Here is a 21,467-nt window from a genome sequence, read left to right on the forward strand (position 1 = left end):
GCCGGTGCGGTTTACGTCCGTGAAGGGGCCCCTCACGTCCGGAGCATGGTCGTGAGGGGAACCCTGCGGGAATCAGCGTCTGTGAGGGTTCCCCTCACGGCAGAAAGGGCCGCCGGGGAGAACCGGCGGCCCGTTGGTTTGTGGGCTGAGGCCGGGGCGGCGCAATGCGCAAGCACCCCGGCCCACAGCAGCTTTTTTTACCGGCCTTGCAGCGATTTCACGTTGTCGCCGAAGGTCCAGCCTTTTGAGCCGTCCCAGTTGATTGACCAGTCCATCAATCCCTTGAGTCCGGGGACGCTCTGGTACGCCTGCGAGACCAGGCCCGGATCCATGTAGCCGCCGCCTGCGCCTGGTTGGGCTGGGAGGCCTGGGACTTGTTTGTCCAGCGGGACGCGGATTGTGGTGCCTTGTACGGTGAGGCCCTTGTCCAGGCATTGCGTCTGCACGGTGAATCCCTGCACGGTCCCGGCTTCGTAGCTGTCGCCGGAGCAGCCGTACATGGAGCCGTTGTAGTACTGCATGTTCAGCCACCACAGTTGGCCGTTGTCGGCGTACTTCTTGATGATGGGGAGGTATGCGCCCCAGATCGAGCCGTAGGTTACCGAGCCGCCCGTTACGTATGCTGTTTCCGGGGCCATCGTCAGGCCGAAGCCGGCGGGCATTTGGGACAGTACGCCGTCGATGATGCGTTCCAGGTTTGCTTGCGAGGCGGACAGCGAATTGATGTCGCCGCTGCTCGACAAACCGGTCTCGATGTCGATGTCGATTCCGTCGAAATTGTACTTCTTCAGGATCGGCACGATGGTGCTGACGAACTTGTCGGCGACCGAGCTGGACGACAGGTCAATACCCGCTGCTGCGCCGCCGATAGACATCAGGATGGTGGCTCCGGCGTCCTTGGCCGCGCACATCTCGGCGGGCGTGGAGACCTTCACCGTCGAGTCCATGCCGTCTTCCCACTGCACGGTGCCGTCGGAAAGGATCACCGGGAAGGCGGCGTTGATGACGTTGTACCCGTGTGCGGCCATGCTGGGGTCGTTGATCGGCACCCAGCCCATGCCGGGGTGGACGCCGTTCGAGGCTCCGTCCCAGTTTTCCCAATAGCCTTGCAGCACCGAACCGGAGGGTCTCGGTTTTACCGCGCAGGTGTCCGACTGCGGAGCGGCCGCTGAGGCGGGGGCGATTCCCGCGAGCGGCAGTGCGAGCAGGGCCGCCACGGCGGTCCCGAACCAGCGCGATTTCCGTCCGTTCATCACGGCTCCCGTCCCCGGTAACGGTGGTGTCGCAACGGTAAGCGGCGCACCGGGGGATTCCTACCCCCGAACGTATGGTCTAGACAAATTCCGCCAGGGTGGTCTGGACAAGTGGACGAACACGGACCAGCCGGGCACGAGGCGCCGTGCCCGGCTGGTCCAGAAGGCCGAGAAACTAGAGTGCGGTTAATGCGTCAGCAGGCCCCGTTGTCGGTCCAGACGGCCCAGGAACCGGGTGCGCCCGGCTCAGCGCCGACGGAGTACCACGTCGAGGTCCACTTGTGGTTGTTGTACGAGACCACGTCGCCCGGACCGTAGAACGTGTTCGAGTCCCACGCCGCGATGCCGCCGCAGCCCGGCGGGGTGCCGCTGCCCACGGTCAGGGTGAAGTCCGAGGTGTGCGTGGCGTTCGCGCCGGTCGCGGTGATCGTGACCTTGCTGGTGCCCTTCGGCGTGCTGGCCGTCGTGGCGATGGTGACGGTCGCGGTGGCGCCGGACTGGATGGTCGCCGGGTCGAAGGTCGCGGTCGCGCCCGAGGGCAGGCCACTCGCGGTCAGCTTCACCGACTGCGCGTTGCCGTTGGTGATCTTGGTGGTCACCGTGGACTTGGCCGACTCACCGGGCTGGACAGTCGCGGTCGCCGGGGACAGCGCGACCGAGAAGTCGTTGCCCGCCGGCGGGTTGCCGGTGCAGGTGGCCTCGCCCGAAACCGCGCCGACCGAAACCGCGTCCCACGCCGCCTTGGTGGCGTTGAACTCGGTGCAGCTGCCCGGGAACAGGTCGACCGCCGCCTGAAGGGTGGCCTTGCGGGCCGCCTTGTGGTTCCAGGACGAGGTCTTGTGCAGCAGGCCGTTGTAGAAGATCTTGCCCGCCTTCTGGATGCCGACGCCGGTGACGCTGCTGTTGTTGCAGGTCGGGCTCGACGGCTGGCCGTCCGAGGGAGAGCTGCCCTCGGCGAGCAGGTAGAACCAGTGGTTCTGCGGGCCCGCGGCGGCGTGCACCTCGGTGTTCGGGATCGACGACGAGTAGCAGTTCGGGTCGCCGATCTGGCCCGGGTTGTACATGTAGCGGATCGGGCCCTGTCCGACCAGGTTGACGCCCTCGCCGACGGTGAAGTCCGGCTTGTCGACCGGGTTGTTCGCGTAGAACTCGGTCAGCGCGCCGAAAATGTCGCCGGTGGACTCGTTGAGCCCGCCGTTCTCGTTGCCCGAACCCGCGCCGCCCGGCGTGTTCTGGAAGATGCCGTGCCCGAACTCGTGGCCGACCACGTCCATCGACGTCGCCTGGCGCTGGTTGTCCTGCGAGTGGCCGAAGTGCGTGGACGAACCGTCCCAGTACGCGTTGACGTCGTTCAGCCCGACCGAGGCGGGGAACCCGCGGCCGTTGCCGTCGATGCCGCTGCGGCCCAGCCAGTCCTTCAGCATGTTCCACTCGGTCTGCACGCTGTAAAGCGTGTCGACGCAACCGGTTTCGAGGTCGGTGCCCTGCCCGTTGCCCCAGTTGTTGCTGGACTTCGTGAACACCGAGCCGTTTTCGCGGCCGCAGCTGATGCCCGACCGGTTCGGGTCGCGCATCGAGTACGAGCTGCCCGACCCGGTGGTGTCGATGCTGACCTGGCCGACGTAGTAGCTGTTGCCGTTGCCCGCCGCGGCGGGGGCCGCGGCGTTCGCGCCGGACTTCGCCGGGCTTTCGGCCTTCACGTCGTCGCGCTGGTCGAGGACCTTCCCGGTGGCGGCGTCGACGAAGACGTGCAGGTTGCTCGGCGCCTTCGCGGTGCGGCCCTTGACGACGACCTCGTAGGCCAGTTTCGGCTGTGCGCCGCCGAGAACGACCAGATCAGGCTTGCTCACCGTGCTCACGGTCGGCAACTGGGCGCGGGCGACCGAGGCCGCGCGCGCCGCGTCGACAGTGGGCTTGGTGCCCACGGTGATGGCCGCGCCCTCGGCGGAGTCGGTGCCGCGCACGCGGCCCGTTCCGTCGGCGACGATCACCGCATCCCCGCCGACGACCCGGAGGCCGTCGTAGGTGCGCTCGTAGGAGTTGTAATACAGCCCGGCGTCGCCCAGGGTGGTGCTGACGCGGTGCAGGCTTTCGGCCGAGCTCTTGCGGAGCCCGACCGCGCCTGCGGCGGCGGCCCGGTCGGCGGCCGCGATCGCGGTGGCCTGCGGGTCTGCGGTGGGGTGGGCGGGGGCCGCGGATGCCGGGGTCACCGGCAGCGCGAGCAGGGAAAGGGCGAGACCGGCGACACTTGCGATGCCGGTGGCGAGCCCTCTTCTGGACGTCATCGACAGTCCTTTCGGGGTACACGATGGGGAAAAGCGCAACGCGTTGAGCTGGGCTGATCAGGCCGCGGACACCGTGAGTAAAAAAGCGCTCACGGGGGCGGTCAATGCGCTGAACGGACCAGCGGGACCTCGAGGGCGATCGGGACTATTCCCCGCAAGTAGCCCCGTAGCAGGGAAAACGCCGGTTCGGGACGGGCCGGACGACTTTCGTAGGTAGTTCCTGACAACCGGCCGTTGGTAGGAGGACCGGAACCCGCTGGTGGTCCGCTTTCCCGCGTTCAGCCGCGGGCAACCGAGCCGTCACGCTCCGGTGCCGCCTCGGGCGCCCGCCGCGGCCGATCGGCCCGTAGGCTTGGCTGGTGAGCGAACAGTCTGAATTTCCCGACGGCCAGTACCCCGAACGTCCGGTGGAGCGGCACAAGGGCCCGGTGGTGCTCCGGCGCGATCGGCGCGACCAGGGCAGCACCACCGATCAGCGGCTGCTCGACTCGCGGGGGCCGAGCGACTGGGTGCACACCGACCCGTGGCGCGTGCTGCGGATCCAGGCCGAGTTCGTCGAGGGATTCGGCGCGCTGGCCGAGGTTCCGCGCGCGGTGACCGTGTTCGGTTCGGCGCGCACCAAACGCGACCACCCGGAGTACGAACTGGGCCGCAAGATCGGGGCCGCGCTCGCCGACGCCGGGTTCGCGGTGATGACCGGCGGCGGTCCCGGCGCGATGGAAGCGGTGAACCGCGGCGCGAACGAGGCGGGCGGGTTCTCCGTCGGGCTCGGCATCGAGCTGCCGTTCGAGCAGGGCCTGAACCCGTGGGTCGACCTCGGCGTGAACTTCCGCTACTTCTTCGCGCGCAAGACCATGTTCGTCAAGTACTCGCAGGCGTTCATCTGCCTTCCCGGCGGATTCGGGACGCTCGACGAACTGTTCGAGGCGCTCACGCTGGTCCAGACCAAGAAGGTCACGAAGTTCCCGGTCGTGCTGTTCGGCACCGAATACTGGGGCGGGCTGTACGACTGGATCGCGAAATCCGTGCTCGACGGCGGGAAAATCGGCGAGAAGGACCTCGATCTGCTGCATTTGACCGACGACATCGACGACGCGGTGCGCGTCGTGCAGGAGTCTTATCAGGCTTGGGAGGACACGCACTGATGCGGATCTGTGTGTTCTGCGGTTCGGCGCAGGGTTTTTCGCCGGAGTATGCCGAAGCGGCGGCCGGCGTCGGGAAACTATTGGCGCAGCGGGGAATCGGCCTCGTCTACGGCGGCGCGAGCGTCGGCACCATGGGCGTGGTGGCGAACGCCGCGCTCGCCGCGGGCGGCGAAGTGATCGGCGTGATCCCGGAAGTGCTGTCGAACGTGGAAATCGCGCACGGCGGTCTCACCGAATTGCACGTGGTCGCCGACATGCACCAGCGCAAGGCGAAAATGGCCGCGCTGTCGGACGCGTTCGTCGCGTTGCCCGGCGGGGTCGGCACCCTCGAGGAATTGTTCGAGGTGTGGACGTGGGCGCAGCTCGGCATTCACCGCAAGCCGATCGGGCTGCTCGACGTGGCCGGGTATTACTCGCCGCTGGTGGCGTTCGCCGATCAGATGCTGGAGAAGGGATTCCTGCGGCCGGAAACGCGGGAGCTGATCAGCGTCGCGTCCGACGCGGACAAGCTGGTCGACATCATGAGCCGCTCGGTCGGATAAGGCGCCTACGACGCTTTTTCGTCCGGTCGCTTGTGATAGGTGTCGACGTATTCCTGCCCGGACAGTTCCAGGATCGCGTACATGATCTCGTCGGTGACCGAGCGGCGGATCGCCGAGGACGAGTCCTGGCCCTCGTAGCGCGCGAAGTCCAGCGGTTCGCCGAAGCGGACCTTGATCTTGGCGAGCCGCGGGATTTTCGCGCCGTTCGGCTGGATGCCCTCGGTGCCGAACAACGCGACCGGGACCACCTTCGCCCCGGTGGACAGCGCGAGCGCGGCGACGCCGGTGTGCCCGCGGTGCAGCCGTCCGTCGAGCGAGCGGGTGCCCTCGGGGTAGATCGCGAAGACGCCGCCGTCGGTGAGCACCTTCCGGCCCGCTTCGAGCGCGGCGAGCCCGGCCTGTGCGTTGCCGCGTTCGACCGGGACGTACCCGAGCGCGTCGAGCGATTTCGCGATGAACCGGCCCTTGACGCCCTTGCCCGTGAAGTACTCGGCCTTGCCGAGGAACCGGACCTGCCGCGGGGTGGTGAACGTGATCACACCCGTGTCCAGCGCCGCCCGGTGGTTGGAGGCGAGCAGCACCGGACCGTCCTCGGGGATGTTCTCGACCCCCTCGACCCGGGGCCGGTAAAGCGCGCGGACCAGCGGTCCGAGCACGAAACGGACGAGCAGCGACAGCAAGGGTTCTCCCTCCGGAGGATCGGGCACCGGCTCCAGCATGGCACGATCGCCTCCATGAGCTGGTTTCACCGTCGCACCTGGCAGGAGCCCGGGTGGAGCGCCGCGGACATCCTCGCCGCCAAACGCGGCCGGACCGTGTCGGTCGTGCTGCCGGCGCTGAACGAGGAGGAAACGGTCGCCGCGGTGGTCGCCTCGGTGCGCCCGCTGCTCGGCGGAGTGGTCGACGAGCTGGTGGTCGTCGACTCCGGTTCCACCGACGCGACCGTCGAGGTCGCCGCGGCCGCCGGGGCGCGGGTGGTCCTCCGCGAGGACGTCGTGCCGGAGCTGCCGCCGCGTCCGGGCAAGGGCGAGGTGCTGTGGCGCTCGCTCGCCGCGACGACCGGCGACGTCGTGGTCTTCCTCGACTCCGACCTGGTCGACCCGGACCCGGCGTTCGTGCCGTCGCTGCTCGGCCCGCTGCTCACCGAGGACGGCGTGCACCTGGTCAAGGGCTTCTACCGCCGTCCGCTGCGGCTGGAGAGCACCGGCGGCGGCCGGGTCACCGAGCTGCTGGCGCGCCCGGTGCTGTCCGCGCTGCGCCCGGCTCTCGGCGAGCTGGTGCAGCCGCTGGGCGGCGAGTACGCGGGCACGCGCGAGTTCCTGGAGTCGGTGCCGTTCGCCGGGGGATACGGCGTCGAGATCGGCCTGCTGCTCGACGCCGAGGAGCGCTACGGCCTCGACGGGTTGGCGCAGGTCAACCTCGGCGTGCGCAAACACCGCAACCGGTCGCTGCTGCAACTCGGCGTGATGGCCCGGCAGATCCTCGGCACCGCGCTGGCCCGCTGCGGGATGCCGAGCGCGGAGGCGGCGCGGTTCACGCAGTTCGTGCAGGTGTCCGGGGAGTGGGTGCCCGACGTGACGGAGGTGCCGGTGGCGGATCGGCCGCCGATGCGCGAGGTGCTGGCCGCCCGGCAGGAATGACCTTCTGTCTACAGTGGACAGAACGCGGCTTCATCGAGATGTCATCGCCGCGCGCTACGTTCCGGAGCCGATCCGATTCGAGCAGCGGGGGCGATGGACGTGGCCAAAGACCGACTGGATCCTTCGAGCGCGCGCCGGCTGGAGCTGCGCGATCTGGTTCTTCGGCAGCCGGACCGGAACACCGTGCGGGTCTACGCGGACGACGGCAGCAGGGACGGGTTCCTGGTCGGCTGGGCCGAACTGGCTCCGCATCCTTTTCACCGGCGGCCCGCGTGGCAGACGGTTTACCGGAGCGTGCCCGGCGACGACTCCAGTTACTGGCGCGGCGGAATTGCCCGCCAGGCCGGGTACACGGCGTTGGATTACGGGGGAAGCGACGAGATCCGGCTGGCGATCGACGAGATCCTCTCGCTCGCCCGGTGGGGCGACGTCCTGGCCGCCCGCGCCGGCCGGACCGGGACTTACACCGCCACGATGCACCCGGTGCAGGCCGAGTGGCTGGCCGGTCTCGCCGAGCCGAAGGGGATCACTCATCTCGGCGACGGCCGAGTCCGGTTCACCGCTGTCGTCGTCGCGCTGTTCCGCGGATCGCCGGAATCGCAGCCGTACGTCGACGCCAACGACCTGTTCCACCTCGATCCGATGGACTCGCCGATCCAGCTCATCCGGGAACAGTGAGCGCTGGCCGACCGTCCTCCACCATGAGGATCTGGTCGAACCCGGCGACGTGCTCCGGCCGGTGCGTCACCAGCACGACGGTTCCCTTCGCCTGAGCGAGAATCCTCGCCAGGACCTCGTCGCCGTGTGCTGGGTCGAGGCCTTCCACCGGTTCGTCGAGGACCAGGACCGGCGGTGCGGCGAGTACCGCGCGGGCGAGGATCAGCCGTTGCCGTTGACCGCCGGAGAGGGCGTCGCCGTCTTGGCCGGTGTCCCGGTCCAGCGGGAGGTCGAAGCCAGCGGTTTCGCAGGCGGCGCGCAGGTCGTCGTCGGTGGCTTCCGGGTTCGCGAGCAGCAGGTTCTCGCGGACGGTCGTGGCGAAGACGTGTGCGTCGGCGAGGGCTCCGGAGATCACCGCGGGGTGCGGTCCGGTCACGGGGCGGCCGTCGACGGTGATCGAACCGGACGTGGGGGAGACGAAGCCGAGCAGGACGTGCAGCAGAGTCGTTTTTCCGGCGCCCGAGGGGCCGAGGATGCCCAACCGGGTGCCGGGCGGCAGGTCGAGGTCGATGCCTTCCAGCGCGGCGCGGCGGCCGGGATACTGGACGCCGACGTTGGTCAGCCGGAAATGCCCTGGTCCGGGGATCGGTTCGGGGGTTCGGGCCGGCGCGGCGAGGACGGCGCGCACCCGGCTCAGCGAGGCGCGGATTTCGGGGATTCGCTCGGCGGCGGGAAGCAGCGGAAGGACCAGTTCGAACAGGGCCATCGTGGTCAGGGTGAGGGCGGCGGTGACCGGGATGCTCGCGGGGCTGAGCAGCGCGACCGCGACGGTGGTCGCGAATTGCACGGCCACTCCGGCGGCAGTGGTCAGGGCGAGACGGCGGCCGGTGCGGCGGGATTCTGCGGCCAGCTTGTCGATGACCGTGGTGGCGCGGGTTTTTTCTCGTTGTTCCCAGCCGTAGGCGATGAGTTCGTGGCGGCCGAGGACGAGTTCCACGGTGCGTTCGGCGAGTTCCTGCGGCGGCTCGGGGGCTTTGCTTCGGGGGATTAACAGAAGTCCTGTTGCGAGCAGTCCGATGAGGACAATTCCGGAAAGCGGAAGGCTTACCGGCCCGGCGAAAACCACGACCGCTAGACCGACAGTGCTCGCGACCACGGCCGGTAGCGCTAGCCGGAGGATGGCGTCTTGCACGGCGTCCACATCGGACACCAGGCGAGTGACCAAGTCCGCGCCGGAGTGTTCGGCGACGCGACGGGGGAGTAGGGCCTGGTACACCCGGGTCCGGAGGGAGCCGAGGTAGCGGAGGACAACGTCGTGTCCGGCAAGGCGTTCGGCGTAACGGAGTCCGCCGCGCGCCAAGGCGAAGACGCGCACGGCGACAATCGCGAGGGTGAGCGCGGCGAGCGGAGGTTGCTCGGCGGCACGCATGAGCAGCCAGGCCGCGGTGCCGGTCAGGCCGAGTCCGGCGAGTTCGGCACCGACGGCGAGCAGGGTCGCGCGGACGAGTTTCATACCGTCACCCCATGCTTGAGTTCGACCGTCCGCGACGCGAGTGCTGCCAGCGCGGGTCGGTGTGCGACCAGGACTGCGGTGCGGCCGGGCAGCAGTTCCTTGGCACCGGCCAGCACGGTCGCTTCCGTACCGGTGTCGAGGCGAGCGGTGGGTTCGTCCAGCAGGACGAGTCCGGCTTCGGTGCGGGACAGAGCTCGGGCCAGTCCGACGCGTTGGCGTTGCCCGGCGGACAGTCCCGCGCCCAGTTCGCCGATCTGCGTCGCGTAGCCGTAGGGGAGGTCGGTGACGATGTCGTCAACGCGGCGTCCGCCGGTGTTTTCCTTGAGGGTGCCGCGAAAGAGCGTCGGACGTTGCGGTAGCCACGCAGTGTCGCGCAGCCAGGACGAGTGGTCGAGGGTGCGCAGGTCGACGCCGTCGACGAGCACTCGCCCGGCGGTCGGCTCGACGAAACCCAGCAGAACGGCGAGCAGAGTGGATTTGCCGGAACCGCTCGGCCCGACCAAGGCGAGGTGTTCGCCGGGTTGAATAGTTAAGTCTACTTCGGACAGTGCGCAAGTTTCGCCGTAATGCACGGATACGTGGTCGAATACCACTTCCGGCGGACCGAGGCGACGTGTCCGCGTGCCGGACCGGCGGATTGTCGTTGGTGCGCTGAGGATTTCTTTCCATGCGGTGAGTCCTTCCGCGGCGGCGTGGAACTTCGCTCCGGCGGCGCGCAGCGGCAGGTACGCCTCCGGGGCGAGGACCAGGACCAGCATCGCGGTGTGCGCGGTCATCGAGCCGGACAGCAGGCGGAACCCGATGGGTACCGCGACGAGCGCGATCGACAGGGTGGCGACGAGTTCCAGCACCAGCGCGGACAGGAAGGCGACTTTCAACGTCCGGATGGTGGCGTCGGCGTGCGCGTCGGCCATTTCGCGCACGATTCGGGTCTGGGCTTGCGCGCGGCCGAAGAGTTTGAGCGTCGGCAAACCTCGGACGATGTCGAGGAAGTGTCCGCCCAGTCGCGTTAGGAGTGTCCACTGTGTACGTGCTTTCGTGTGCGCACCGATCAACGCGCCGAAGAGCGGGATCAACGGGACGGTGGCGGTGACGATCAAGGCGGAGGTCAGGTCGGCAGTGAAAAGCCTTGCCAGTACTGCGACCGGGACCACGGTCGACAGCACCATCGCTGGCAAGTAGCCCGTGAGGTAGGTGGCGGTGGCATCGACGCCTTTGGTGATTCGGGTGGCGGTCACGCCGGGGTCGCCGGACGCGTCTAGCAACCGACGACGCAGGCCTGCTTGTGCCGATGCCGCGAAGTGGCTGGTGAGCAGGCCCTGCGCGACAACGAGCAGAAGCCTCGCCCCGGCGGCGACGCACAGGGCAACCGAAACGCCGCCGCCGGTGAGCAGGGTCGCGAGCCCGTCCGCCTGGACGAGCACGGTGACAGCGGTGCCGACGCCCAGCACAGCGAGCGCTGTCAGGTAGCCGCGAAGACCAGGCATGGTGAGACTCCTTTTAATAGTGCAGCAACGACTTCTCGTCGACCGGACGTCGGTGCGCTCGCCAGGTCAGCCACTGCACGACGACCAGCACGAGGAGCGTGGGCGCGGCGAACCATCCGAGCACCGCGGCCATGTCCGGCGTGGTGGCGGCCTGGTCGACGGTCAACTGGTAGCCCGCGCCAGAGGACAGGACGACCGGGAACCGCAGCACCCCGACCAGCAGCGCGGGGCACGCGCTCAGCAGCATGACGGCGGGGAGCGCCAACCGTGGTCGCCGGAGTCCGAAAAGGACTGTCAGGTAGGCGGCGAAGGCGACCGCTACTACCGCCAGTGCGGCCCAAGAACCACCGGAGAAAGCTCCCCAAACCGTCGCTGTAACCAGGAAAACGCCCACCGGAAGCAGGAACGACCGAGTCAGCCGCCGAACCCGTCCGGCAATTTCCGCCGGGCCACGTACTGCGAGGAAAACCAAGCCCTGCAAGCAGAACAGGGCGACAAACCCAAGCCCCCATAACACCGCGTACGGGTTGAACAACGCCAGAACGTCGTCTACCGGACGGCCCTGCGCGTCGAGCGGAAGCCCGCGCGTGAGGTTGCCGAGGAACAATCCCCACGAGACCGTGGTGACCAGCGCGCCCGCGGTAATGGCGAACGTCCACCCGCGCCGGTTGCCCTCCGGATGCCGGCTCCGCAGCTGCACCGCCGCGGTGAACGTGACCAAGCCCAGCAGCAACAGCACAATCAGCACGTAAGCCCCGGCGAACACCCGCCCTTCCAGATGCGGGAACGCGCCGAACAGCACGCCGACCGCCGCGACCAGCCACACCTCGTTCGCCAGGAAAAACGGGCCGACCGCGCCGAGCACGCGCCGCTGTCCAGCCTCGTCGCGGGAGAGCGCGGGCAGCAGCATCCCGACGCCGTAGTCGTAGCCTGCCAGCGCGAAGTAGCCGCCCAGCAGCAAACCGAGCACACCCCACCAGATCGTCACCACGGGGTCACACTCCACTCAGGACAGGAAGTTCGGTTTCCGCCGCGGCGACCGCCGGACCGCGTTTGGCGATCCGCGCGAGAAGCACCCAGTCGGCGATGGCCAGCACGGCGAACAACAGCGTGAAAGCGATGAAGGAGAACAGGATCTGCCCGCCGCTGACGTCGGCGACGGCGTCCGCGGTGCGCAGCTTGCCCCACACCAGCCACGGCTGACGGCCGATCTCGCGGACCAGCCAGCCCATGATCGCCGCGATGAACGGCACGGCGATCCCCGGCACCATCAGGATGAGCACCGGCCGCGCCCGCAGCAGCCGGTCGCGGAACAACAGCAGCGTGCCGACCAGCGCCGCGAAGAACGCGAAGAAGCCGATATTGATCATCATCCCGAGCGGCAGCCCGACGGCGACCGAACCCTTGAACTTGTCCGGCTGATACCCGGCGACCTCGGCGAACTGCGCGAACCCGGCCTGGACCACCAGCACGCTGCCGATCAGCGACGTCACCACCCCGATCCGCAGCGACCGGCGGAAGAAGTCGATCTCGCTGGTGCGCTTGAGGAAGTGGTACGCACTGACGCCGGTCACGAAGAAGCCGCCGGTCAGCAACGCGGCCCCGATAACGTGCGGCAGCGACGCGACCAGCGCCGGGTTGGCGAACAACGCGCCGAAGTCGTCCAGTCGCAGCACGCCGTTCTCCATCCGCGAACCGACCGGGTTCTGCAGGAACGAGTTGGCGACCATGATGAAGAGCGCGGAGGCGTACGCGGTGAGCGTGACCAGCCACAACACCGCAAGGTGCACCCACTTGTTCATCCGGCCGCGGCCGAAGATCCACACGCCGAGGAACGTCGATTCCAGGAAGAACGCCACCAGCGTCTCGATCGCGAGCGGCGCGCCGAAAACGTCCCCGGCGAACGCGGACAGCCCGGTCCAGGTCATCCCGAACTGGAATTCCATCACGATTCCGGTGACGATTCCGAGCGCGTAGTTGACCACGTACAGGCGGCCCCAGAACGCGGTCATCCGGTGCAGCTGCTCGCCGCCGCGGAGCGTCGCGCGGGTCTGCATGATCGCCACCATGGTCACCAAACCCAAGGTGAGCAGCACAAACAGGAAGTGGAACGAGGTTGTGGTCGCGAACTGGAGTCGCGCTATCGGCAGTGGGTCCATGCCGACGCAGCCTATACGTAGCGCGGCTACATGTAGCGGGAAAACCCATGAGATCGGGGTGATCTCAGGGTTTTTCCCGGACGGTTCGGGAAGGCGCGGAGATTAGCCTGCCAGGGTCAAGATGAGTAGACTGCCGACCTATGAAAGCGGACACGTTGCGCGGACACCTCGACGCGTTGCTGCTCGCCGTACTCGACGGCCGCAAGCTGCACGGATACGCGATCATCGAGGCTTTGGCGCTGCGCAGCGACGGAGCGCTCGACCTGCCCACCGGCACGGTGTACCCGGCGTTGCGCCGGCTCGAGCGCGCCGGCTGGCTTGCCAGCGAGTGGGACGTGGTGTCCGGCCGCAAGCGGCGCACCTACCGGCTCACTCGCGCCGGGCAGCAGGCGCTGGCCGCGGAACGGGTGCAGTGGCGGGAGTTCACCACGGTGATCGGTGGAGTGCTGGAACCATGACCACGACAAGCCAGACCGCGGCAAGCCCCATCGAGGCCTACCTGGCCGAACTGGACCGCGCGCTGATCGGCCGCCGCGGCACGAAAGCGGACCTGCTCGCCGAAGCCCGCGACGGTCTGCGCGACGCGGCCGAGGCGTACCGCGAGGGCGGCTGGAGCGAGGTCGAGGCGCAACGCCGCGCGGTAGCGGATTTCGGTCAGGTCCGCGAGATCGCCGGTGACTACCAAGCGGAACTGAGCATGCACAACGGCGTACGGACGCTGTGGCTGCTCGTGCTCGGCGTGCCCGCGATGCAGACGTCGTGGGAGGTGGCGCGCATCTTCACGTACGGCTCCTGGTCGCGGCTGACCACGCCGAACCCCGGCTGGTATCCGTACGTCACGCAGTTCACCCACGCCGCGATCTACGCCGTGCCGGTGCTCGGCCTGCTCGCGCTGCTGGGCACGCGGTTCCTCAGCCGCCGGTTCGACGGCGTCCGCACGGCCCGGGTCAGCCGGACGCTCGGCGCGATCGCGGTGGGCCTCAACCTGTTCTCCGTGCTGCTGCTGATCGGAGCGACCGGCGTGGTCGACGCGGCGCGGCTGTTCCTGAGCGGCCCGTGCGGCGTGCTGATGGTCGCCTGGGTGGTCCTGTCGTTCCGACTTGTCGTGCTAGCGCGACGTTCCTGGCGGCGGTGTGCCACGATCGTCGCGTGACGACCGCGCTGATCTACCTCGTAGTCATGCTGCTGGTGGCCGCCGTGGTGTTCCTCCTGGCCGCTGTGGTGTTCGGCCGGGGCGAGGAACTGGCGCCGCTGCCGCCGGGCAGCTCGCCCACTCGTCTGCCCGCCGAGGACATCACCGGCGAGGACGTCCGCCAGGTACGCTTCCAGCTGGTGTTCCGCGGGTACAAGATGTCCGAAGTGGACTGGGTGCTGCGCAGGACCGGCGTGGAACTGGACGAACTGCGCGAACGGGTCGCCCGGCTCGAGGCCGCGCAACAGCCCCGCGAAGCAGCGCACCGGAGGCCGACGGGTGAGTGACCTGGTGCTGTCCGTAGACGTCGCGGCACCGGCTGGCACGACCTGGCTCGCACTCACCGACTGGGCCCGCCAGGGTGAGTGGATGCTCGGCACGCAGGTACGGGTCGTCGAGGGCAACGGCCGCAGCGTCGGCTCGAAACTCGCGGCCTTCACCGGCTTCGGAGGCATCGGCTTCACCGACACGATGGAGATCACGACCTGGGAACCGCCCCTGCGCTGCACGGTGCGCCACCTGGGCAGCCTGGTGCAGGGAACCGGCGTGTTCCAGGTGCTGTCGAAGGGCGCCGGCCACTGCACCTTCGTGTGGGCCGAACACCTCAAACTGCCCTTCGGCCTGCTAGGCCGCGCAGGCTGGCCCCTGGCGCGCCCCGCGTTCGCCCTCGGTGTACGCCATTCACTGCGACAGTTCGCGAGGTTCGCGGAAAATTATTCAATGGGGGAACAATGACGGAGCTACTGGGCGAAGACGGCATCGCCCGCTGCAGCTGGGGTAACTCAGCCCCCGATTACGCGACGTACCACGACGAGGAGTGGGGCGTCCCGCTCCACGGCGAGGCCGAGCTGTACGAACGCCTGTGCCTGGAATCGTTTCAGTCCGGACTGTCCTGGATCACCATCCTCCGCAAACGCGAGAACTTCCGGAAAGCTTTCCGAGGCTTCGCACCGGAGAAGGTCGCCCGCTTCAGCGAAAAGGACGTCAACCGCCTCATGCAAGACGCGGGAATCGTCCGCAACCGCGCGAAGATCGAGGCAGCCGTGAAGAACGCCCGCGCTGTCGCAGACCTGGACATCCCACTGGACAAGCTGCTGTGGTCCTTCGCCCCCGCGAAACACCGCCGCCCCCGCACCATGGCCGACGTCCCGGCGATCACCGACGAGTCGAAGGCAATGGCGAAGGACCTGAAGAAGCGCGGCTTCGCCTTCCTGGGCCCGACCACCTGCTACGCGCTGATGCAAGCCACCGGCATGGTCGACGACCACGTAAAAGGCTGCTTCCGCGCAACGTGAAGTACGTGAGGGGAACCCTCACGTACACAGATTCCCCCAGGGTGGCCCTCACGACCGGCCGCTCGTTCGGTGAGGGGCCCCTTCACGGACGTAGATTCCCTCAAGGAGCCCTTCACGGACCACCCGGCAGCTGCCCGCCCCGCCCGCCACCCGCGATACGCCCCCAATGTGGCATTGGGTGCGTCAGATGCACCCAATGTGGCGTTCGGTGCATCCAACGCACCCAATGCCACATTGGGGCGCTAACCCCCACCCCAACCAAACCGCCGCCGGTGCACCCAACAATCAGTGCACCCAGCCCCCCGCAGCCGGTGCACCCAACGCGTTGAGGCACCAAGCCCATCCCGCAGCCGATGCACCCAACGAGCGAGGCACCCAGCCCTCCCCCGCACCCCGATACGAAGCTCTCCTGCGGTTCGGGGGTGCTTGTCAAGGCATCTTTCCCGCCTTGACAAGCACCCCCGAACCGTCAGCACAATCAAGCTTCGGGGTGCCCCACGCAACCCTCTTTTCTTATGCGGCGCAGCCGCTCCTCTTTAACCCTTCACTTCCCCTGAAAATTAGGCCGCCGCTTCCCCACAAACGCCTCCACAGCCTCCGCGTGATCCGCAGTACCCCCCAACTCCGTCTGCGCAGCGTCCTCAGCAGCCAACGCCTCCTCCAACGAAGACTCAGCCGCCACCCCCAACACACTCTTGATCTTCGCGTAAGCCACAGTCGGCCCAGCCGCGAGCTTCGCCGCCACCTTCTGCGCCCGAGCGGCCAGCTCCTCGTCCGGCACAACCTCCCCGACGAGCCCGATCCGCAACGCCTCCGTCGAGTCCACCGTCCGCGCCATCAACATCAACTCGGCAGCCCGGCCATACCCGATCAACCGCTGCAACGTCCACGACGCGCCCGAGTCCGGCCCAAGCCCGACATTCGCGAACGCCATCAAGAACGACGACGACTCCGCCGCGATCCGCAGGTCGCTGGCATAGGCGAAGGCCGCGCCAGCCCCGGCCGCGGTGCCGTTCACCGCCGCGATGACCGGCTTCGGCATCCCGGTGATCGCCTTGACGATCGGGTTGTAGTGGTCGCTCACCGTGTGCAGCGGGGCAGGGTCGTTCGCCTGCAGCAGGCCGACGTGCTCCTTGAGGTCCTGTCCGGCGCAGAACGCCTTGCCGGTGCCGGTGAGCACCACCGCGCGGACGTCCGGGTCCTCGGCGGCCGCGCGCAGCTCGGCGATCAGGCGCTCCTTGAGCTCGACGGTCAGCGAGTTGTACGCCTCCGGCCGGTTCAGCCGCAGGGTGCGCACGCCGTCGGCGTCGGCGGTCAACAGGACGTCGGATGTGGTCACGAAATGCTCCTCTGAAGCGGCGGCTCGGGTTCTCGGGACTGAGTCTCGCACCCTCGGCGGGCGGCATACCAGCACCGATGCGGCGGCAAATGATCGGTCCGCGTTCGCGCCCGGGCGCTGATGAGGGACAATGGGGGACGAGACCCGGCTGGCATGGGAGTGCGCGACCCGGGCGCGCCGGTTGAGACGGAGGGAGCACGCTATGGCGGCCATGAAGCCCCGGACCGGAGATGGTCCCCTCGAAGTGACCAAGGAGGGGCGGGGCCTCGTCATGCGGGTGCCACTGGAGGGTGGCGGCCGGCTGGTCGTCGAGCTCTCCGCGGAGGAAGCGAAGGACCTCGGCGCCGCATTGCAGGAGGTCACTGGCTGACCTGCGCTCTCCCCGCTCTGTCCACTGTGCACCCCGGTCTCCTTCTGGAGGCCGGGGTCGGTTCGTCTGCGCCCTAAGGTTGCTCGCTGTGCGTAACTCGCTACCACCCGTCCCCACGAAGCTGCCCGAAATCGAGGTCGTCGCCGCGACGCGCCGCGGAGTCCCGCGAGCAGTGCTGATCGCGCCGGCCGAGGCGGAGGAAGGCACAGCGTACGGGTCGAGCGGACGCGCCGCCGAAGTACGCGAAGTGCCCGAAGACGGCGACGCTCCGCGCTGGGTCGCCGGCATCGGCGAAGGCGCGCCGAAGGACTTTCGACAGACCGGTGCCGCGTTGGCGCGCGCGTTCCGCGAAGCGGCCGGGGACCGTCCGATCCGGACAGTCCAGGTCGTACTGCCCGAAGACGCGACAGCCGAGCACGCAGCCGAATTGGCGATTGGACTGTCGCTGGGCGGATACCGGTTCGTGGTCACCACGACAGAGCCGAAGCCGCCGGTGCCCGCCGTACGCCTCGTTGTCGCGCACGAGCGTGCCGTACCCACGTACGCAGACGCCGTAGCGCGCGTACGCGTTCTCGCGGCGGCTGCTGCCTTTACTCGCGACCTGGCGAACGCGCCGTCGAACATCAAGAACCCGGCGTGGCTGGCGAACACCGCGGCGAAGGTGCTGGGCGGCACGGTCGACGTGACCGTGCGGGACGAGAAGTGGCTCGCCGACAAGGGGTTCGGCGGAGTCCTGGCGGTCGGCGGCGGTTCGGCTTCGCCGCCGCGGCTCATTGAGATGACGCACCGCCCGCGCGGCGCGACGAAGCACCTGCTGTTCGTGGGCAAGGGGATCACCTTCGACACCGGCGGCATTTCGCTGAAGCCCGCCGACGGCATGCACCTGATGCGCACCGACATGGCGGGCGGCGCGGCCGTGATCGCCGCGATGCGCGCGATCGGGGAGCTGAAGCTGCCGGTGCGCGTCACCGCGCTGGTGCCCGCGGCGGAAAACCACGTCTCCGGCGGCTCGTACCGGCCCGGCGACATCGTGCGGCACTACGGCGGCCGGACCACCGAGATCGGCAACACCGACGCCGAGGGCCGGATGGTGATGGCCGACGCGCTCGCCTACGGAATCTCCCAGTTCAAGCCGGACCTGATCGTCGACGCGGCCACGCTGACCGGCGCGATGAAGGTGTCGCTCGGCCTGCGCACCGGCGGCGTCTTCGCGACGGACGACGACCTCGCCGCCCGCGTGATCGAGGCGGGTGCCCGCGCCGGCGAGGCCTGGTGGCGGATGCCGCTGGTCGAGGACTACGCGACCGGCATCGAGGGCGAACTCGGCGACGTCCGGCAGGCCCCCGGCGGCCCGGGCGGGATCATGGCGGCGCTGTTCCTGCGCGAGTTCACCGCGGGGCTGCCGTGGGCGCACCTGGACATCGCGGGCCCGGCGCGCGCGGACAAGACGTACGACGACGTGGTGCCCGGCGCGTCCGGGTTCGCGGCGCGGACGTTGGTGGAGTTCGCGGCTTCCTACGAGGGCTAGCCGGTCGCTGCCGCGGCGGAAGTCGCCGCGGCAGTGCGGGCTAGTTCTTCCCTGCCAGCTCTTCCTCGCGGCGGGTCAGCACGATCGGGTCCCCGTCGGTGATCGCGACTGTGTGCTCGGAATGCGAGGTGCGTGAGCCGTCCGCGGAACGGATGGTCCAGCCGTCCGGGTCGTAGACGATCTTGTCCGTCGTGCGAGCCAGCCACGGTTCCAGCGCGAGCGTCAGGCCGGGCCGGAGTTTCATGCCGCGGCCTGCCCGGCCGCGATTGGACACGTGCGGGTCGCCGTGCATGGTGCGGCCGATGCCGTGCCCGCCGAACTCGGTGTTGACCGGGTAGCCGTAGCCGGTCGCGACCGCCTCGATCGCGGCCGAGATGTCGCCGAGCCGGTTGCCCGGACGGGATGCCTCGATGGCGGCTTCCAGCGCTTCCTCGGTGGCCCGGATGATCCGCTGGTCCTCCTCGGCGGGCGTGCCGACGATGATCGTGCGCGCCGAGTCGGCCGCCCAGCCGTCGATGGTGACCGCGATGTCCGCGGTGAGCACGTCGCCGTCGCGAAGCGGGTAGTCGTGCGGAAGGCCGTGCAGGACGGCGTCGTTGACCGAGAGGCAGATGACGTTGCGGAACGGGCCCTCGCCGAACGACGGCGCGTAATCCCAGTAGCACGAGACGGCCCCGCGCCGCTTGATCATGCCGCGCACGTGGTGCTCGATGTCCATCAGGTTGACGCCGACGTCGGCGAGCTTGCCGACCTCGGTCAGCACCTCGGCGATGAACCGCCCGGTCACGTGCATGCGGTCGATCTCCGCAGGCGTCTTCAGCTCGATCACGACTACCTCGCGTCCTCAAGTTCCGGTATTTCTATACCGGAAACGCTAGCACGGTACCGGGATACAAATACCACCCCGGCGGCTAATCCGTCCTGCCGAGCACGTGGTCGCGGAACGCTTGGACGGCGGGCGAAAGCGGTTCCCCGGCGCGCCAGGCCAGCCCGATCGTCCGGTGGACCGGCGGGTGCAGCGGCACCTCCGCGACCCCGGCCGGGGAGCCCGGCTCGAAGCGCGGCAGGAGCGCGACGCCCAGCCCGGCTCCGACGAGTCCGCGGACAGTGTCGGATTCCTGCCCCTCGAAGGCGACCTTCGGCGTGAAACCGGCGGCAGCGCAGAGGTCGTCGGTGATCCGGCGCAGTCCGTAGCCGGGTTCCAGCAGCACGAACGGCTCGTCGGCCAGCTCCGCGACGCGCACGCTGCGCCGCCCGGCCAACCGGTGCCCGGCCGGGACCGACAGATGGATCGGCTGCCGGTCGAGCACGACGGTCTCCAGCCGTTCGTCCTCGACGACCGGGGCAAGCAGAGCGAGATCGAGTTCGCCGGACACGAGCCGGTCGACCATGTCCTGCAACGAACCCTGCACGAGGGAGAACCGGGCGGTCGGGGCCTGTTCGCGATACCTGCGCAGCAATTCCGGCACCAGCGACCGGCCGAGCAGGTGCAGAAATCCGAGCACGACGCGGCCGCTCGCCGGCTCGATCTCCTCGCGGGCGAGGCGGACCCCGGCGTCGACCACGGGAAGGGCGCGTTCCGCAGCGTCGGCCAGCAGTTCGGCGGCGCGGGTGAGCCGGACACCGCGCCCGTCGGGCACGGTCAGCGGTGCGCCGAGGGTCTGTCCGAGCGCGGCCAGTCGCCTGCTGACTGTGGGTTGCGGCACTCCGAGGAGCTCGGCCGTGCGAGTGACGTTTCCGGTGCTTCGCAGTGTGGCCAGCAGACACAGGTGCGGGACGAGCTGCGCAGTGAGGCTCTCATTCGGCACGGTATGAATGATGGCAGATCTGCGTATTAGACGTATTGATTAGCGAAGCTTACTTTCGAGGTCATGCTGTCCTCCGCCCGCCGGGCCAAGGTCGCGGTCGCCGCCGCGGGCTTCACGTCGTTCGCCCTGCTCTACGCCCCGCAGGCGGTCCTGCCGCAGCTCGCCGGGCAGTACCACCTCGATCCCGGCGGCGCGGCGCTCGCGGTGAGCGTGGCGACCGGCGCGCTGGCGATCTCCGTGCTGCCCATCGCCGCGTTGTCCGAGGCGATCGGGCGGCGGCCGGTGATCATCGCGTCCGTCGTGCTCTCCTCGGTGCTCGGGCTTCTGCTTCCGCTGATGCCGAACTACCCGCTGCTGCTGGTGCTGCGCGCGGTGCAGGGCGTCGCGATCGCCGGATTCCCCGGCGTGGCCACCGCTTATCTCGTGGAACGGCTCGGGAAGACCGGCGTCGCGGCCGCGGTCGGCGCGATGATCGCGGGCAACACCATCGGCGGCATGACCGGGCGGCTGGCCACCGGGTTCACCGCCGGTCCGTTCGGCTGGCGCGGCGCGCTGTACGTGGTGGCTGGGCTTTCGCTGGTCTGCGCGGTCGTGACTGTGGTGACGCTGCCGCCTTCGCCGGTCCGGACGGGGGAGCGGCAGGGCCTTCGCGACATCGGCGTCGGCCTGCTTTCCGCGGTGCGCCGGCCGGTGTTGCTCGCGCAGTACGCCGTCGCGCTGCTGGCCATGGGCGCGTTCGTCGCGCTGTACAACGCGGCCGGGTTCCGGCTGACCGGCGAGCCGCTGAACCTGTCGCCGGCGATCGCGTCGCTGGTGTTCGTGTCGTACGCGCTGGGCTCGGTTTCCTCGGCCACGGCCAACCGGTTGTCCGCGCGGATCGGCCGTCGGCAGGCGCTGGTCGGAGCGCTGTTGCTGACCGCCGTCGGGGCGCTGCTGACGATTCCGGACTCGCTGCCGTTGATCGTCGTCGGCTTCCTCGTGCTGACGACGGCGTTCTTCGCCGCGCATTCGATCGCGAACAGCTGGGCCGCAGCTGAGGCCCCGGAGAACGCGCGCGGACAGGTCGGCGGGCTGTACATGCTCATGTACTACCTGGGCAGCAGCGTCGGCGGCGGGGTCGGCAGCGTCGTCTACGGAGCGGACGGGTGGAGCTGGTTGATCGTGGCCGTCGTGGTGTGGCTCGGGCTGGCCGTGGCGGCGGTGCAGGTGGGCACGCGGGTGCGGAGCGAGAAGCGGGTGCTGGTGGGGAGCTGA

General features: G+C 68.9%; 22 protein-coding genes. 12 read left to right on the forward strand and 10 right to left on the reverse strand.

Going from position 1 to position 21,467, the window contains the following annotated elements:
* Positions 1–197: 197 nt before the first annotated feature.
* Positions 198–1,253 (reverse strand): chitinase, encoded by a 1,056-nt coding sequence (locus WA670_RS36175; RefSeq protein WP_037815951.1) that lies wholly within the window; start codon positions 1,251–1,253, stop codon positions 198–200.
* Positions 1,254–1,447: 194 nt separating this feature from the next.
* Entirely contained in the window at positions 1,448–3,538 is a 2,091-nt protein-coding gene (locus WA670_RS36180; RefSeq protein ID WP_134733763.1) for a M4 family metallopeptidase, read from the reverse strand.
* Positions 3,539–3,897: 359 nt separating this feature from the next.
* Between WA670_RS36180 and WA670_RS36185 the strand changes: the two genes are divergently transcribed.
* Both WA670_RS36185 and WA670_RS36190 read left to right on the forward strand, forming a co-directional pair.
* Positions 3,898–4,683: a TIGR00730 family Rossman fold protein gene (locus WA670_RS36185; RefSeq protein WP_043831975.1), complete on the forward strand. Its 786-nt coding sequence runs from the start codon at positions 3,898–3,900 to the stop codon at positions 4,681–4,683.
* Positions 4,683–5,225: a TIGR00730 family Rossman fold protein gene (locus WA670_RS36190; protein ID WP_200864309.1), complete on the forward strand. Its 543-nt coding sequence runs from the start codon at positions 4,683–4,685 to the stop codon at positions 5,223–5,225. The genes WA670_RS36185 and WA670_RS36190 overlap by 1 nt, the downstream gene beginning before the upstream one ends.
* 5 nt (positions 5,226–5,230) lie before the next feature.
* Here the strand turns inward: WA670_RS36190 and WA670_RS36195 are convergent, their stop codons facing one another.
* Positions 5,231–5,905, reverse strand: coding sequence for a lysophospholipid acyltransferase family protein (locus WA670_RS36195; RefSeq protein WP_037816398.1), 675 nt, complete (start codon positions 5,903–5,905; stop codon positions 5,231–5,233).
* A 54-nt stretch (positions 5,906–5,959) separates the two neighbouring features.
* Here WA670_RS36195 and WA670_RS36200 point away from each other — a divergent pair, with 54 nt between their 5' ends.
* Together WA670_RS36200 and WA670_RS36205 are read left to right on the forward strand one after the other, a co-directional pair.
* Positions 5,960–6,865 carry a glucosyl-3-phosphoglycerate synthase gene (locus WA670_RS36200; protein ID WP_037815945.1) on the forward strand — a complete coding sequence of 302 codons (906 nt, stop codon included), beginning with the start codon at positions 5,960–5,962 and terminating at the stop codon, positions 6,863–6,865.
* Positions 6,866–6,958: 93 nt separating this feature from the next.
* Positions 6,959–7,543, forward strand: coding sequence for a hypothetical protein (locus WA670_RS36205; protein WP_238608521.1), 585 nt, complete (start codon positions 6,959–6,961; stop codon positions 7,541–7,543).
* Here WA670_RS36205 and cydC read toward each other — a convergent pair.
* Genes cydC through WA670_RS36225 form a run of 4 tightly spaced genes read right to left on the reverse strand, consistent with a single transcriptional unit; the run spans position 7,527 to position 12,681 of the window.
* Entirely contained in the window at positions 7,527–9,035 is a 1,509-nt protein-coding gene (cydC, locus tag WA670_RS36210) for a thiol reductant ABC exporter subunit CydC (protein WP_238608520.1), read from the reverse strand. The genes WA670_RS36205 and cydC overlap by 17 nt on opposite strands.
* Positions 9,032–10,522, reverse strand: a complete 1,491-nt coding sequence (gene cydD / locus WA670_RS36215) for a thiol reductant ABC exporter subunit CydD (protein WP_336160760.1) — start codon at positions 10,520–10,522, stop codon at positions 9,032–9,034. The genes cydC and cydD overlap by 4 nt, the downstream gene beginning before the upstream one ends.
* A gap of 13 nt (positions 10,523–10,535) precedes the next feature.
* Positions 10,536–11,513, reverse strand: coding sequence for a cytochrome d ubiquinol oxidase subunit II (gene cydB, locus WA670_RS36220; protein ID WP_336160762.1), 978 nt, complete (start codon positions 11,511–11,513; stop codon positions 10,536–10,538).
* Positions 11,514–11,517: 4 nt separating this feature from the next.
* Positions 11,518–12,681, reverse strand: coding sequence for a cytochrome ubiquinol oxidase subunit I (locus tag WA670_RS36225; protein ID WP_336160764.1), 1,164 nt, complete (start codon positions 12,679–12,681; stop codon positions 11,518–11,520).
* A 140-nt stretch (positions 12,682–12,821) separates the two neighbouring features.
* Here WA670_RS36225 and WA670_RS36230 point away from each other — a divergent pair, with 140 nt between their 5' ends.
* From WA670_RS36230 to WA670_RS36250, 5 genes are read left to right on the forward strand one after another with little or no spacing between them, the layout of a single operon-like run.
* Positions 12,822–13,139, forward strand: coding sequence for a helix-turn-helix transcriptional regulator (locus WA670_RS36230; protein WP_037815937.1), 318 nt, complete (start codon positions 12,822–12,824; stop codon positions 13,137–13,139).
* Positions 13,136–13,834 (forward strand): permease prefix domain 1-containing protein, encoded by a 699-nt coding sequence (locus WA670_RS36235; protein WP_238608517.1) that lies wholly within the window; start codon positions 13,136–13,138, stop codon positions 13,832–13,834. Before WA670_RS36230 ends, WA670_RS36235 begins: the two co-directional genes overlap by 4 nt.
* Complete coding sequence (locus WA670_RS36240; RefSeq protein WP_037815935.1) at positions 13,831–14,160, forward strand: DivIVA domain-containing protein; 330 nt, start codon at positions 13,831–13,833, stop codon at positions 14,158–14,160. Before WA670_RS36235 ends, WA670_RS36240 begins: the two co-directional genes overlap by 4 nt.
* Positions 14,153–14,608, forward strand: a complete 456-nt coding sequence (locus WA670_RS36245; RefSeq protein WP_037815932.1) for an SRPBCC family protein — start codon at positions 14,153–14,155, stop codon at positions 14,606–14,608. Before WA670_RS36240 ends, WA670_RS36245 begins: the two co-directional genes overlap by 8 nt.
* Positions 14,605–15,168 carry a DNA-3-methyladenine glycosylase I gene (locus WA670_RS36250; RefSeq protein ID WP_134668847.1) on the forward strand — a complete coding sequence of 188 codons (564 nt, stop codon included), beginning with the start codon at positions 14,605–14,607 and terminating at the stop codon, positions 15,166–15,168. Before WA670_RS36245 ends, WA670_RS36250 begins: the two co-directional genes overlap by 4 nt.
* Before the next feature lie 544 nt (positions 15,169–15,712).
* On the opposite strand, the gene WA670_RS36255 is transcribed toward WA670_RS36250, so the two are convergent.
* Entirely contained in the window at positions 15,713–16,507 is a 795-nt protein-coding gene (locus WA670_RS36255; protein WP_336160766.1) for an enoyl-CoA hydratase-related protein, read from the reverse strand.
* 202 nt (positions 16,508–16,709) lie between these two features.
* Between WA670_RS36255 and WA670_RS36260 the strand changes: the two genes are divergently transcribed.
* Together WA670_RS36260 and WA670_RS36265 are read left to right on the forward strand one after the other, a co-directional pair.
* Entirely contained in the window at positions 16,710–16,877 is a 168-nt protein-coding gene (locus WA670_RS36260; protein ID WP_005155393.1) for a DUF3117 domain-containing protein, read from the forward strand.
* An 88-nt stretch (positions 16,878–16,965) separates the two neighbouring features.
* A complete protein-coding gene (locus tag WA670_RS36265) occupies positions 16,966–18,405 on the forward strand; it encodes a leucyl aminopeptidase family protein (RefSeq protein WP_336160772.1) in 1,440 nt (479 codons plus the stop codon).
* 40 nt (positions 18,406–18,445) lie between these two features.
* Here the strand turns inward: WA670_RS36265 and map are convergent, their stop codons facing one another.
* Both map and WA670_RS36275 read right to left on the reverse strand, forming a co-directional pair.
* Positions 18,446–19,234: a type I methionyl aminopeptidase gene (map, locus tag WA670_RS36270; RefSeq protein WP_037815922.1), complete on the reverse strand. Its 789-nt coding sequence runs from the start codon at positions 19,232–19,234 to the stop codon at positions 18,446–18,448.
* A gap of 82 nt (positions 19,235–19,316) precedes the next feature.
* The gene (locus tag WA670_RS36275; protein ID WP_037815921.1) at positions 19,317–20,213 is read right to left on the reverse strand and encodes a LysR family transcriptional regulator; all 897 of its coding nucleotides are present in this window, start codon (positions 20,211–20,213) and stop codon (positions 19,317–19,319) included.
* 63 nt (positions 20,214–20,276) lie between these two features.
* Here WA670_RS36275 and WA670_RS36280 point away from each other — a divergent pair, with 63 nt between their 5' ends.
* Positions 20,277–21,467 (forward strand): MFS transporter, encoded by a 1,191-nt coding sequence (locus WA670_RS36280; RefSeq protein ID WP_275291072.1) that lies wholly within the window; start codon positions 20,277–20,279, stop codon positions 21,465–21,467.

The sequence above is a fragment of the Amycolatopsis sp. VC5-11 genome, from assembly GCF_037034185.1.
In the GTDB taxonomy this organism is placed as follows: domain Bacteria; phylum Actinomycetota; class Actinomycetes; order Mycobacteriales; family Pseudonocardiaceae; genus Amycolatopsis; species Amycolatopsis nivea.

Bases quoted from the DNA above. Each gene is read 5' to 3' on its own strand.
- WA670_RS36250 (WP_134668847.1), top strand. From the start codon at position 14,605: ATGACGGAGCTACTGGGCGAAGACGGCATCGCCCGCTGCAGCTGGGGT.
- WA670_RS36260 (WP_005155393.1), top strand. From the start codon at position 16,710: ATGGCGGCCATGAAGCCCCGGACCGGAGATGGTCCCCTCGAAGTGACC.
- WA670_RS36280 (WP_275291072.1), top strand. From the start codon at position 20,277: ATGCTGTCCTCCGCCCGCCGGGCCAAGGTCGCGGTCGCCGCCGCGGGC.
- WA670_RS36205 (WP_238608521.1), top strand. From the start codon at position 6,959: ATGGACGTGGCCAAAGACCGACTGGATCCTTCGAGCGCGCGCCGGCTG.
- WA670_RS36230 (WP_037815937.1), top strand. From the start codon at position 12,822: ATGAAAGCGGACACGTTGCGCGGACACCTCGACGCGTTGCTGCTCGCC.
- WA670_RS36175 (WP_037815951.1), bottom strand. From the start codon at position 1,253: ATGAACGGACGGAAATCGCGCTGGTTCGGGACCGCCGTGGCGGCCCTG.
- WA670_RS36200 (WP_037815945.1), top strand. From the start codon at position 5,960: ATGAGCTGGTTTCACCGTCGCACCTGGCAGGAGCCCGGGTGGAGCGCC.
- WA670_RS36190 (WP_200864309.1), top strand. From the start codon at position 4,683: ATGCGGATCTGTGTGTTCTGCGGTTCGGCGCAGGGTTTTTCGCCGGAG.
- cydD (WP_336160760.1), bottom strand. From the start codon at position 10,522: ATGCCTGGTCTTCGCGGCTACCTGACAGCGCTCGCTGTGCTGGGCGTC.
- WA670_RS36180 (WP_134733763.1), bottom strand. From the start codon at position 3,538: ATGACGTCCAGAAGAGGGCTCGCCACCGGCATCGCAAGTGTCGCCGGT.
- cydC (WP_238608520.1), bottom strand. From the start codon at position 9,035: ATGAAACTCGTCCGCGCGACCCTGCTCGCCGTCGGTGCCGAACTCGCC.
- WA670_RS36225 (WP_336160764.1), bottom strand. From the start codon at position 12,681: ATGGACCCACTGCCGATAGCGCGACTCCAGTTCGCGACCACAACCTCG.
- WA670_RS36235 (WP_238608517.1), top strand. From the start codon at position 13,136: ATGACCACGACAAGCCAGACCGCGGCAAGCCCCATCGAGGCCTACCTG.